The sequence below is a fragment of the Jiulongibacter sediminis genome, assembly GCF_001306455.1.
Taxonomy (GTDB): Bacteria; Bacteroidota; Bacteroidia; order Cytophagales; family Spirosomataceae; genus Jiulongibacter; species Jiulongibacter sediminis.
Window position 1 is genome coordinate 417,155 of the sequence record NZ_LGTQ01000006.1, and the last position, 12,356, is coordinate 429,510.

At 40.7% G+C, this 12,356-nt stretch carries 9 protein-coding genes and 1 tRNA gene; 5 read left to right on the top strand and 5 right to left on the bottom strand.

Annotated elements, in window-relative coordinates:
* Positions 1-100 precede the first annotated feature (100 nt).
* A complete protein-coding gene (locus tag AFM12_RS07710; RefSeq protein WP_055146221.1) occupies positions 101-1,870 on the top strand; it encodes a DUF4153 domain-containing protein in 1,770 nt (589 codons plus the stop codon).
* Here AFM12_RS07710 and AFM12_RS07715 read toward each other — a convergent pair.
* On the bottom strand, positions 1,854-2,597 hold the full coding sequence (locus tag AFM12_RS07715; RefSeq protein ID WP_055146224.1) for a polyprenol monophosphomannose synthase: 744 nt from the start codon (positions 2,595-2,597) through the stop codon (positions 1,854-1,856). The two genes, AFM12_RS07710 and AFM12_RS07715, sit on opposite strands and share 17 nt — an antisense overlap.
* On the bottom strand, positions 2,594-2,977 hold the full coding sequence (locus tag AFM12_RS07720; RefSeq protein WP_055146227.1) for a DUF4296 domain-containing protein: 384 nt from the start codon (positions 2,975-2,977) through the stop codon (positions 2,594-2,596). The genes AFM12_RS07715 and AFM12_RS07720 overlap by 4 nt, the downstream gene beginning before the upstream one ends.
* A 150-nt stretch (positions 2,978-3,127) precedes the next feature.
* On the opposite strand from AFM12_RS07720, the gene AFM12_RS07725 reads away from it, so the two are divergent.
* The 4 genes from AFM12_RS07725 to AFM12_RS07740 all read left to right on the top strand — a co-directional run bounded on the left by AFM12_RS07725 (position 3,128) and on the right by AFM12_RS07740 (position 9,106).
* Positions 3,128-3,985 (top strand): DUF58 domain-containing protein, encoded by an 858-nt coding sequence (locus AFM12_RS07725; protein WP_055146230.1) that lies wholly within the window; start codon positions 3,128-3,130, stop codon positions 3,983-3,985.
* A gap of 33 nt (positions 3,986-4,018) precedes the next feature.
* Entirely contained in the window at positions 4,019-4,876 is an 858-nt protein-coding gene (locus tag AFM12_RS07730; RefSeq protein ID WP_055146232.1) for a hypothetical protein, read from the top strand.
* Positions 4,869-5,504 (top strand): acetyltransferase, encoded by a 636-nt coding sequence (locus AFM12_RS07735; RefSeq protein ID WP_055146235.1) that lies wholly within the window; start codon positions 4,869-4,871, stop codon positions 5,502-5,504. The genes AFM12_RS07730 and AFM12_RS07735 overlap by 8 nt, the downstream gene beginning before the upstream one ends.
* A gap of 149 nt (positions 5,505-5,653) precedes the next feature.
* The gene (locus AFM12_RS07740; RefSeq protein WP_055146238.1) at positions 5,654-9,106 is read left to right on the top strand and encodes a pyruvate carboxylase; all 3,453 of its coding nucleotides are present in this window, start codon (positions 5,654-5,656) and stop codon (positions 9,104-9,106) included.
* Positions 9,107-9,493: 387 nt separating this feature from the next.
* Here AFM12_RS07740 and AFM12_RS07745 read toward each other — a convergent pair.
* The 3 genes from AFM12_RS07745 to AFM12_RS07755 form a co-directional block, all read right to left on the bottom strand.
* Positions 9,494-9,568: transfer RNA gene (locus AFM12_RS07745), tRNA-Val, on the bottom strand.
* 353 nt (positions 9,569-9,921) lie between these two features.
* Positions 9,922-11,382 carry a tagaturonate reductase gene (locus tag AFM12_RS07750; protein WP_055146241.1) on the bottom strand — a complete coding sequence of 487 codons (1,461 nt, stop codon included), beginning with the start codon at positions 11,380-11,382 and terminating at the stop codon, positions 9,922-9,924.
* A 59-nt stretch (positions 11,383-11,441) separates the two neighbouring features.
* Positions 11,442-12,275, bottom strand: coding sequence for an SGNH/GDSL hydrolase family protein (locus AFM12_RS07755; protein WP_055146243.1), 834 nt, complete (start codon positions 12,273-12,275; stop codon positions 11,442-11,444).
* Positions 12,276-12,356: the final 81 nt, after the last annotated feature.

Below are 12,356 nucleotides of genomic sequence, written 5' to 3' on the forward strand. Positions count from 1 at the left end.
AGTCAGAATTTTATTTCCGAAGTATTTTTCAAAGTCTGGCAAAGGGGTATCTCAGTTATTTCACCTAAATTTCGTTAGAAAACCCAAGCAAAAGCCCAAAATGTCAACGATAAAGGAACTGCTGAGTAAAGAAAACTTAAGAACTGCATTTGGACGACTGCTTCATAGCCACCGTAGGTTTCCGCTGGCTTTACTTTCGGCATTCGTTTTAGCTACTCTCCTGATTTATTCTATTTCTCAGGAAGATGATCAGGTTTTTGAAGGTCTGATCGAAACGATCAGCACATTTGTTTTGGGTATTCCATTAATGTTCTCGCTGGAGCTTTTGGCAGAAAGAAAATGGTGGAATAAATGGATGCTCTTGGCTGGTGGTCTTTTTGTTTTGGTTATATACTTTTTTACTACTGAGTTTCATCCGGAGGATAACGAAAATATTCCGTTCCTGATTCGGTTTTTAGGATTGGCTCTTATATTTCATTTAATGGTTTCGGTATTGCCATATTTGAAAGTACGAGACCAGCAGAAATTCTGGAATTTTAATAAGACGCTTTTTCTTTCCATTCTGATATCGGCACTTTATTCGGCCACGCTTTTAGCCGGCCTGAATCTCGCCATTCTGGCCATTGATCAATTATTTGAGGCTAATATTGATGGCAAGGTTTATGGTTATGTAGCCGTCTTTATTGGTACATACGTAAACACTACACTTTTTGCCAATAATGTTCCGAACCTTGAGGAAATCGACAATGAACTCAGCTATCCGAAAGGTCTGAAACTTTTCACCCAATATGTTTTATTGCCTCTGGTAGCTATTTATTTAATCATTTTATTGAGTTATGAAGTAAAAATTCTTTTGCAATGGGAGCTTCCCAAAGGCTGGGTGAGTAACCTTGTTTTGGCTAGCGGTGTGTTTGGTGTCTTAGCATTTCTTTTACTTTATCCTATCAAGAATTCGTCTTCATGGGTGGGCCGTTTTAATAAGCTTTATTACTGGATTTTGCTGCCGTTGATCGTTCTCATGATGGTGGCCATTTACGTTAGAATTGACCAGTATGGAGTTACCGAGCCCCGATATTTGGTGGCGATTTTAGCCTGCTGGCTGCTGGGTATTTCCCTGTATTTTATCATCAGTTCTAAAGATGAAATCTGGTGGATTCCTTTGAGCCTGATTGCCGTCGCCTTTATTGCTACTTTTGGTCCTTTAAGCAGCATTTCTGTAGCAGAGAGAAACCAGGAACGCCGAATGACCGAGGTTTTAAACAAGTACAATTTACTTCCAGAAGGGAAGTTGGTCAAAAACTCAGAGATGAAGCTTACTACGGAAGACGCCGATAAACTTTCGGGCGGATTGGATTACCTGAGTCGCAGAAGACCAGAGGTGATTCTGGCGATGCTTTCCGAAGATGATCAAAAGACTTTTATGGAGAGTATTGAATACAACCGAAAAGACCTTCTTTGGGATTGGATGACTTTGGAGAAAACCGCTACTGAACAGGTGGGTGATCAAAGAACCATCAACGTTTACCGTCAGAGAGAATCACTTGAAAAAGCCTTTAATGCTGATTATGTCATGGAAGTTTATCCCAGCGGTAAAGACTGGAGTATGACCAGCTCAATTGATTCCGTTGAAATAAAGGTGATGAAGGTAGGCGATACCAAACTAAGAATTGAAATTGAAGACGAAGAGCTTATTTTTGATTTCCTTGAGGTATTTCAATTGCCGGGTGAGGTGAAAACCGAAAAGCTGACCTTTGAATCTGGGTCGACTGGCTGGAAAGGAATTTTAATTCTCAACTCTTTCTACAAAAAAGGAGATAAAGGCTTTTCTAATTTTGATGGTAAAATCTACCTGATCAGGAAGGGTGACTGAATTTTCTGAAAAGGCTCCAGACTTTCATCATGACCACACCGAAAATAGCTTCTCTGAAAATACCGGTCGACATTTTTGAAGTGCCTTTAGTTCTGTCGGTAAAGACAATCGGCACTTCTTTGATATTAAATTTATGCAGATACGCATTGAACTTCATTTCTATCTGGAAGGCGTACCCTACAAAGGTGATTTTATCAAGATTGATGGTACTTAACACCTGGTTCGTGTAGCAGATAAAACCACCAGTGGGGTCCATTATCGGCATACGTGTAATCATCCTAACATAAACTCCGGCAAAATAAGACATCAGTACGCGACCAATGGGCCAATTGACCACATTTACACCTGTGATATACCTTGAGCCAATGGCTACATCATATCCTTCAATTTTGCAGGTATGATATAATCTTACAAGGTCTTTTGGGTCATGAGAGAAATCGGCATCCATCTCAAAAATGTATTGGTAATCCTGATCCAATGCCCACTTAAAACCAGTGATATAGGCTGTTCCCAAACCAAGTTTTCCGGTTCTTTCCAAAAGGTGCAATTGTTCCGGAAACTCCTTTTGAAGGTTTTTAACAATGGTACCGGTACCATCTGGTGAACCATCGTCTACGATAAGAATATGAAAAGGATCTGCCAATTTAAGAACAGCACGAATGATAGCCTCTACGTTCTCTTTCTCATTATATGTTGGTATGATAACCAGATTTTCTTTTGTGCTCATTCGTAGGTTGGTCTTTCATTTTCTTTTCTTTCAATTCTGCCTCCTTTTTGCTGGTCCTCCAGCTCTTTCAGGCGAGCTTCAACGTCCTGAAAAATGAAGGAAAATTCACGTGGATGCTCGCCGTAATAGTTGTAGCTGGTAATGTAAGCCAGTGAATCGACACCATATTTTTTTAGTGTTTCAGCTTTTGAAAATTGAAAAGCTACTACGGCTGAGTCATAGCTTTGAAGGCTTAAACGACCCACTTCTGATTCTGCCAGCTGTAATTCTGTCAGAATATTCACCATTGTACTCTCATCTATAAGGTTGTCAGGGGCGTCAGGTTTACCGCATGAGGCAAAAAGCAATGTTATCAGGAAATAATAGGTCTTAAATTTCATCTTCTTTATGAAACGGATGCATAAATTAAGGCACGTTTTAGAAAGGTATTATTGGCCATTGAATTTTCGATTCAATATGGGCTAACTACCTTTACGAGACAAAAGTACATAAACGCCTCGTTTAGCCTACATAAAAAAACTTAATCTATAGTGAGGGATATCTTTTCAAGGCTGGATAAATACGAAATCAGAATTAGAAAGGCTGTGAATTCTCAAATGCATGGCAATTTCAGTTCTATTTTTAAGGGCACTGGTTTGGAGTTCGCAGATCTTAGAACCTATCAGTATGGGGATGATGTGCGTACCATTGACTGGATTACTACCGCTAAAGGACATGGGGCATATGTCAAAATCTTTAAGGAAGAGAAAGAACAAACAGTCTTTTTCTTGTTAGATGTAAGTGCTTCTCAAGAGGTCGGGAAAAAAGGAAGTCTTAAAATTGACAGGGCCAAGGAAATCTGTGGAACACTGGCCCTTTCGGCTTTGAAAGAATCAAGCCATGTAGGTTTATACTGTTTTTCTGATCAAAAGGAGCTTTATCTCAAACCAGAAACAGGAATAAAATTCGCCTATAAGTTTATTCTTAAACTCTTTCAACTTGAGCCTAAATCATCAAAAACGGACATAGCTGAAGCTATTCGTTTTGCTCTCAATATGATGAAACGCAAAAGCGTAATGATTTTGATTTCAGACTTTAGAGATTCGGAATATGAACAAAACCTGAAAGCTTTGGCCAAAAATCATGATTTGGTCGTAATTCATTTGTATGATGAGCGTGAAGTTAATATTCCATCGCTGGGTCTAATTCCCGTGGAGGACAAAGAACAAGGTAAAATCAGATGGATGAATACTTCTTCAAAAGCTTTCAGGAATAACATGAAAGAGGAGTTTAATCGCAAACAGGAAGAGCTGAAAGATTTGTGTAAAAAGTATAATGCCAGTTATCTTGAAATCTCTTCACAGGAAGATTTTGTGCCACGCCTTGTTGAATTATTTAGAGTCCGATAATTGAGAAAGATTCTATTGACATATCTCTTTTCTATGGCATTCGGGCTGGCTTGTGCTCAAAAGCCTAGATTGACTTTTCTCAATGACAGTATTGGTCTTGGTGACATCGTTCGGGTAAGTTTGGTTTTTGAGCATAAATCTGATGTCGAAGTCTTTTTTCCGAATAATGGAGCATATTTCAGACCTTTTGAGTTCGTGAGTTTCAAGGCTTTTCCAACCGTTACTTCGGATACATTAAGCAAAGACAGTACTGTTTATGCATTAAAGCTTTTCAAGGTAGAGAGTGAACAAAAATTACAGCTTCCGGTGTGGTTAATGAGCGATGGCGACAGTCTGTCCGTATATTCAAATCGTGACACGCTTTATCTGAAAGAGATGATCTCAAAGGAAAATCTTTCAAATGAAAAGCTGGAGTCTTCGGTAAATTATCAGTTTGCTCAAGAGGATGAAGGTTGGAAGGTTTGGCAGCTGGTTTCTTTGGGAGTAGTGGGTTTGCTGACTTTAACGACCTTGCTGTTCAGAGTTCAGATTTTTCGCTGGTACAGGCAGTATCAATTCAGAAAAAGGCAACGTGATTTTAAAGACAAATTCAGAAAGTTTATGAGCAGGGAGGCCGATCATGAAACTCTTCAGGAGGCCAACAGTCTTTGGCGGAGTCATATGGAATGGATTGAAGATAAACCTTATACTTCTATGTCATCTGTTGAGATTGAAAAGCTTCACGAAGATGATAAAGTAAGCCAGGCACTTCGTGAAATTGAATCATCACTTTTTGGAGGGCAAAAGTCTGACAGAATCAACCTAGCTTTGCATATTCTATTCACATTTGCCAATGAGCGATACAGAGAACGCTACTGGCAATTTAAAAAACGTCTTAAAAGTAATGGATAATCCGATTATCATTTTTGGTGCAGGAACTTTAGGTAAAATTGCTCTTGATATTTTCAATGAAAACAATGTCTTGATATATGGTCTTCTTGATGATAAAAAAGAACTCCATGGGCAGGAGTTTGGAGGTGTTACCGTTCTTGGCGAAACAGATGATGATGGTTTTTTGAAGTTAATAGGGAAGAAGACAGAATCTTTTGTGGCAGTAAGAAATCAGGAAGACCGTAAACGACTGGCTAAAATGCTGAATTCTAAGAGAAAAGTGATGCCAATCAACGCGATCCATAAGAGTTCGGCGGTATCTGAAGAGGCCATCCTTGGGCATGGAAACCTTATTGGGGCTGGCTCAGTTGTTGGGCCTTTTGCAACAATAGGAAATCTGTGCCTTTTGGGCTCCAGAACGGTGATAGATGCCGAAGCTACTATCGCAGACTATGTAGATATTGGACCCGGTTCGGTCATCAATAGTGGAGTAAAGGTAGAAGAAGGTGCTTTTATTGGCAGTAATGTTACCGTTGTTTCTGGTGTAACTATTGGAAAAGGAGCTCGAATAGGGGCAGGTTCCGTAGTTATTGAAAGTGTTGAGGCCGGAAAAACAGTCTTTGGAAACCCCGCTAAAGTAATGAGCTAATTCGCTTTGAAATTAACCCAATGCATATTGGATTATTCAAAGAATAGTTTGAGATAATTTATTCAAAAATTGATTCAGGTGCCTCGCAGGGCTAAATTGGTGAGATTTTATACAGTTAATACCTTTTAGACAAAGGAAATCGATAGAAAATGAAGGAGTACGTAAAACCGATCAAAAGATTATTAATTGCGAATAGAGGTGAAATCGCCATCCGTATCATGCGGGCAGCTTCAGAGCTGGGTATTACCACTGTTGCACTTTACACATTTGAAGATAGATATTCACTACACAGATATAAAGCTGATGAGGCTTATCAGATTGGTGCAGAGACTGATCCTTTAAAACCTTACCTGGATATTGAAGGTATTATCAAACTTGCCAAGCAAAAGAACATTGATGGTATTCACCCGGGATACGGTTTCCTTTCTGAAAACGTACAACTGGTCAGAAGATGTAATGAAGAGGGAATCATCTTTGTAGGTCCTACGGCTGAAGCAATGGATCAGCTGGGTGATAAGAAGGCCGCAAAAAATATGGCGACCAAAGCTGGAGTGCCTTTGATTCCGGACTACAGAAAAGAAATTCCTGATGTAGATTTTGCTCTTGAGAGAGCAAAAGAAATCGGTTTCCCGATGATCGTGAAAGCGGTAGCCGGTGGTGGTGGCCGTGGTATGAGAATCGTGAATAATGAAGAAGAGTTTCCGAAAGCATTTTCAGAAGCTAAGAATGAAGCCAAAACGGCCTTTGGCAATGATGATGTTTTCTTAGAGAAGTTTGTGGTAGAGCCAAAACACCTGGAAGTGCAGCTCTTAGGTGATACACATGGTAACCTTATTCACCTGTATGAAAGAGACTGCTCCGTTCAGCGTAGATTCCAGAAAGTAGTGGAGGTAGCTCCTTCTTTCGGTTTGAAGCAGGAAACTCGTCAGAAGCTTTATGACTATGCCATTAAGATTGGTAAACAGGTAGGTTATTCTAACGCCGGTACTGTAGAGTTTCTGGTAGATAAGCAGGAAAATGTTTACTTCATTGAAGTAAACCCGAGAATTCAGGTAGAGCATACCATTACTGAGGAAGTTACAGGTGTAGATATCGTTCGTTCGCAGTTGTTGATCGCCATGGGTTATAAACTGTCAGACAACGGCATTTATATCCATAACCAAGATGAAGTTCCTTTGAAAGGTTACGCTATCCAATGTAGAGTAACCACCGAAGATCCTGCTAATGGATTTAAGCCAGACTTTGGTACCTTAATCGCTTATAGAAATGCCGCTGGCTTTGGCATTCGTTTAGATGAAGGTTCGGCCTATCCGGGCATGAAGATATCTCCTTTCTTCGACTCTATGATCGTTAAAGTGACGGCCCGTGGCAGAACACTTAAGGGTGCTTCACAACGCTTGGCCAGAACTTTGGTAGAATACAGAATTAGAGGTGTAAAGACCAACATTCCTTTCTTAAGAAATGTAATAAATCACCCTGAGTTCCAACAAGGAAAGGCGAGGGTTTCTTTCATTGAGAATCACCCAGAACTACTTGACTTATTTAAGCCCAAAGACAGATCTACAAAAGCAATGCGTCTGATTGCAGATGTAATTGTGAATGGAAACAGAACACTAGGTAAGATTGACAAAATCGACTATCCTCAACCCAAGGTTCCTTTAATTGAGCCGTTTCAGGAGTATCCTGATGGCAACAAGCAGCGTCTTGACTCTATGGGTGCTGAGAAGTTTGCTCAATGGGTGAAAGATCAAAAGCAAGTCTTATTTACAGATACAACGTTCAGAGATGGTCATCAGTCATTGCTAGCTACAAGAGTTAGAACTCAGGATATGCTTGCGGTAGCCGAAGGTTTTGCCAAAGACTTTCCTCAATTATTCTCCATGGAAGTGTGGGGTGGGGCTACTTTTGATGTGGCTATGCGTTTCCTTTATGAAAGCCCGTGGAGAAGGCTTCAGTCTTTCAGAGAGGCCATGCCAAATATGCTTCTTCAGATGCTTTTGAGAGGCTCAAATGCCGTTGGTTATACCGCCTACCCAGATAACTTGGTTGAGAGCTTTATCGAAAAGTCAGCCGAAAACGGTATTGACGTCTTCAGAATATTTGACTCACTGAACTGGATTGAATCCATGAAGCTGAGTATTCGCACTGTACGTGAGCGTACAAACTCACTGGCAGAGGCGGCAATCTGTTACACAGGTGATATGATGGATCCTAACCAGACCAAATACACATTAGAGTATTATCTGGATATGGCTCGACAGCTAGAAGACGAGGGTGCACATATTATTGCCATTAAAGATATGGCTGGTCTTCTTAAGCCAAATGCTGCAGAGGTACTGGTAAGAGAATTGAAAAAAGCGGTAGATCTGCCGGTTCATTTGCATACGCATGATACTTCTTCTATACAGGCGGCTACTTATCTGAAATCTGTAGATAGCGGTATTGATGTCATTGACTGTGCACTTGGTGGGCTTTCCGGTTTGACTTCGCAGCCAAACTTTAACTCTGTAGCAGCCATGCTTAAAGGGCACGAAAGAGAATGTGAGCTAGACCTTTCTAGACTAAACCAGTATAGTAACTACTGGGAAGATGTAAGAGCTATGTATGCTCCGTTTGAGTCTGGTTTAAAATCTGGTTCAGCAGAGGTTTATGAGCATGAAATGCCAGGCGGTCAATACTCCAACCTGAAGTCTCAGGCTATCTCTTTAGGTCTCGGAGACAAGTTTGATGATTTGAAGCATAATTATCATGTAGTCAATAAGATGTTTGGTGATATCGTTAAAGTTACACCGTCTTCCAAAGTAGTTGGTGATATGGCTCTGTTCATGACATCAAATGACCTGAATGAAGAAGATATTTTCAAGAAAGGTGATACCATTAGTTTCCCTGAGTCTGTAAAAGGCTTCTTTAGAGGTGACCTAGGTCAGCCTCCCGGAGGATTCCCAAAAGAGCTTCAAAAGATTATTTTGAAGGATATCGAGCCATACACAGAAAGACCAAACGCTCACATGGAGCCAATTGATCTTGAGGCTGAGTTTAAGCAATTTGAAAAAGACTTCCCTGGTAGTGATGGTTACCTCGACTTCCTGGCGTATAAATTATACGATAAGGTTTACGAAGAATTCCATGAAAACAGAGCCAAGTTTGGTGATGTAAGCATAATTCCTTCTCAAGCCTTCTGGTATGGTCTGCACCCGAATGAGGAGATCTTAATAAAGATTGAAGAAGGGAAGACTATTTTGGTTAGGTACCTGCATATGTCTGAGCCTGATGAAGAAGGGAAACGTTCTGTAAGCTTTGAGCTGAATGGTCAGACACGTCGTATTAACGTGAGAGATCGCTCAATGAAAGTTGTAAAACCTACGAATAAGAAGGTGAGCAAAGAAGGCGATATTGGGGCTCCGCTTCAAGGTAGAATTTCCAGAATTCTGGTGAAGAAAGGAGATGAAGTTCAAAAGAACACACCTCTGTTCATCATTGAAGCCATGAAGATGGAATCTATTGTTGCGGCACCGTTCGCTGGTGTGATTGCATCGGTTCAGCTAAATGAAGGTACAGTTGTAGAACAAAACGACTGGGTAGTTGAAATAGACAAGGCATAAGGTCTTTAGAATTTATGTATTTTCAAAAGCAGGGTTTCGTGAGAGGCTCTGCTTTTTTTGTGGGATTTGAGGGGGGTACGACGTCTCGCTTCGATCGGACTGGCGTTCCAGCCCGCGATCCTCTGCTTGTTTTCAAATAAGATCAATGAAAAAAGCCTCAGATTTCTCTGCTTTTTTTGTGGGAGTTGAGGGCTTCGATGGGACTGGCGTTCCAGCCCGCGACCCTGTGCTTGTTTTCAAATACGATCAATGAAAAAAGCCCCAGATTTCTCTGAGGCTTTAGTGGGAGTTGAGGGCTTCGATGGGACTGGCGTTCCAGCCCGCGACCCTGTGCTTGTTTTCAAATACGATCAATGAAAAAAGCCTCAGATTTCTCTGAGGCTTTAGTGGGAGTTGAGGGATTCGAACCCCCGACCCTCTGCTTGTAAGGCAGATGCTCTGAACCAACTGAGCTAAACTCCCTTCGTTTTGGGATTGCAAAGATGTAGGCTTGTTTTGGTTCTTCCAAGAAAGAGTCTGAAATTTTTTGTATTTTTTTTGAGGGTTGATTTTGACCTCTTGGAATTGTACAATTCCTCCAAAAACTTAGCTTTTTTGGTCATTTAAGTATCAGAATTTGGCGTGAAAGGAGTTGGGCATATCTCTACCTAAGAGGTAGCTTTGTTTAATCATTTATTCAACCTTACTGAAACGGGTATCGGGTAATTGAAGCCGAAAAGCTTTGATCTGTCCGATACCTTTTTATTTGTAGAAACGGCATAAAAAACTCCTCAATGATAATTGAGGAGTTTGTATTCAAAAAAATATAAAGCCGGTTAGGCAAATACGTTTAAAGCAGAAGCGACGGCTTTGACACCAATGCTCATCATATTAGATAGGTGTGTTGCCACACTATCTTCAAAGCCTTCCAGGTGTGTCAGGTCTATCTCCCAGAAATCCTCATTTGAAAGAGCTTCATGAGTGAGTGTTTTAGCATCACTGCTTTGCCATTTTTCAAAATACCAGGCTGCCTGATCATCGTTAATGACATATTCATTTCCGTTAAGCTCACCGTAGTATTTGCCATCTTTTTCTTTGACGGCTTTCATGAATAATAAGTATGCTGCAAACCCACGGGAGAAGTAATGCGGTACGGTACCAAATACGTCGTAGTAGTTCATCAAAAGTGGGACGGCTCTCATTTTGAGTTTCATGGTATACTGGAAAGTAATACTATGCCACTGGTGATCAAGATAAGGATTTCTGAACCGGTCAATGATGTCTCGACCATAACGCTGCACCACTTTTTGGTCGATTTCGCCAGGCATAGCAGGGGCAAGCTCTGTCAGCATTAAGATGGTAATGAATTTCTCCATTAGTTCGTCATTCAATGCCTCTTTAACAGTTTCAAAACCGGCCAGATAACATAGAGCACACATTAAGGTATGCGGAGCATTTAGCATTCTTAATTTAAGCTCGCGGTATTGCGTAATATTCTTATCGATAACCACACCCTTGTCGGCATCCGCAAAAGTCAGAATATCTCTTACTTTTTCACCACCTTCAATAGCCCATAATTTATAGGCCTCCGCCTTTATCAATAAATTATCTTCGTACCCTATTTCTTTATAAAGCTGCTCTAGTTCTTCGCCGTCCGGTTTACCTGGCACAATGCGGTCTACCAATGAGCTGCAGAATTCATTTTCATTTTCAACCCAGTTTGCAAAACTCTGATCCAATTTTTGCTCCTGAATTTGACGCATTACTAAATCTTTTAGTACTCGTCCGTTATCTACAATAAGCTCAGTCGGAATAATAACAACTCCGCCTAAGCCCGCCTCATAACGAGCCTTCAGCCACGCTGTAAGCTTACCGGGATAAGATTCAGGGGCAGCTGTGCTGTTAGGATCTTCAGCATGGTACTGAAGACCTACTTCTGTTGTGTTGCTGATGACCACCTGCATTTCAGGGCTTTTTGCAGTCTCTAAAATAGCTTCCCAATCATTTTGTGCAGTAAGAACCCTGCTGATGGAAGAAACAATAGTATTATCATTAACGGTATCTCCGTTCAGAATACCTCTGACGCAGCAAGTGTATTGGTTGTCCTGATCGCTGAAGTCGGAAACGTTGCTTCCCATTGATTTCACCACCACAATACTCCCACGAAACATTCCCTTCTTATTGGCTTTGTCAATCAGGTAGTCACAAAGGCCTCTTAAGAGTACGCCTGTTCCAAATTGAATTACTTTTTCTTTGAAATTGTGGTCTTTGGGGTGAGACTCGGCTGAAATCAACATCTGTTTATATCTAGGTATTTAAAAGCGTAATATTACAAGTATTAGGGTACAATACAGTACTATTGAGTCATATATTTTCGACTCCATTCTGATACTAAACGTGCTATTTCTCGCCCGGATGTGTCATTTAAGTGTATAAAATCAGGAGTGGTCTCGGTACCTGCTGCTCTGGAAATTTGGTCCCAATCTAACCGGAAAACGTTTCTCAGAAGGGTGGCAAAATCCATCATTAGGCGATAATTCTTATAGGTCCATCTGGGCTCAGAGTGTTCGTGTAAAAACTGCTTCTGCCGGGTTCTGAAATCAAGAAAGTCTAAATTCTTTTGGTTGGCAGTCTCTTGAATAAACCGGCTGTATTCTTCAGTGATACTATTTCCGGGGTGATTCAAATCTTCTGTTATCAGTGGTAAAGAAATCAAAGCAATTTTAGCTTTCGTGTCATTTTGAATTTTGTCAATTATTGAAATGTAGTTCTTTTTAAAATTTTCAAAGTCGGGCATTTCTTCCGAAGTAATTTTGCCCAATTCGCGGTATCTTTTTTCGTTTTGATTATTGAGACGGGCATTGGCATCATTTGTTCCGATGAGTAAAGTAACCAAATCGGGGTTGCACTTGAGATTGTCCTCTAAACGTTTTAAAAGGGTGAAGGTCAGGTCTGCATTGCGGCCTCCATTCAATATGGTAATATCAGGCAGCTCTTTTCTAAGCTGACCCACCCAGTCGTAACTCATATTGCCATGAGTGTTGCTATCGCCCAGGCAAAGCATTTTTATCTTACCGGATGAGCTATATTCTCCTTCCGGATACCCAAAGGGTGGTCGCTGCAAAACCACCTTTTTGAAGTACAAAAAGTAGAGTGTCAGGCTGAAAAAGACGATGAAAAAATAGAGCATGGCTGTTTTGTCATTTTGTTCGAAATTAGGTTAAAAAGTGTTAAATGGTGTTATGATGTAAGCTGATAAAGTAATTTCGTC

Bases quoted from the DNA above. Each gene is read 5' to 3' on its own strand.
- AFM12_RS07730 (WP_055146232.1), top strand. From the start codon at position 4,019: ATGGCATTCGGGCTGGCTTGTGCTCAAAAGCCTAGATTGACTTTTCTC.
- AFM12_RS07755 (WP_055146243.1), bottom strand. From the start codon at position 12,275: ATGCTCTATTTTTTCATCGTCTTTTTCAGCCTGACACTCTACTTTTTG.
- AFM12_RS07740 (WP_055146238.1), top strand. From the start codon at position 5,654: ATGAAGGAGTACGTAAAACCGATCAAAAGATTATTAATTGCGAATAGA.
- AFM12_RS07710 (WP_055146221.1), top strand. From the start codon at position 101: ATGTCAACGATAAAGGAACTGCTGAGTAAAGAAAACTTAAGAACTGCA.
- AFM12_RS07750 (WP_055146241.1), bottom strand. From the start codon at position 11,382: ATGTTGATTTCAGCCGAGTCTCACCCCAAAGACCACAATTTCAAAGAA.
- AFM12_RS07735 (WP_055146235.1), top strand. From the start codon at position 4,869: ATGGATAATCCGATTATCATTTTTGGTGCAGGAACTTTAGGTAAAATT.
- AFM12_RS07715 (WP_055146224.1), bottom strand. From the start codon at position 2,597: ATGAGCACAAAAGAAAATCTGGTTATCATACCAACATATAATGAGAAA.
- AFM12_RS07720 (WP_055146227.1), bottom strand. From the start codon at position 2,977: ATGAAATTTAAGACCTATTATTTCCTGATAACATTGCTTTTTGCCTCA.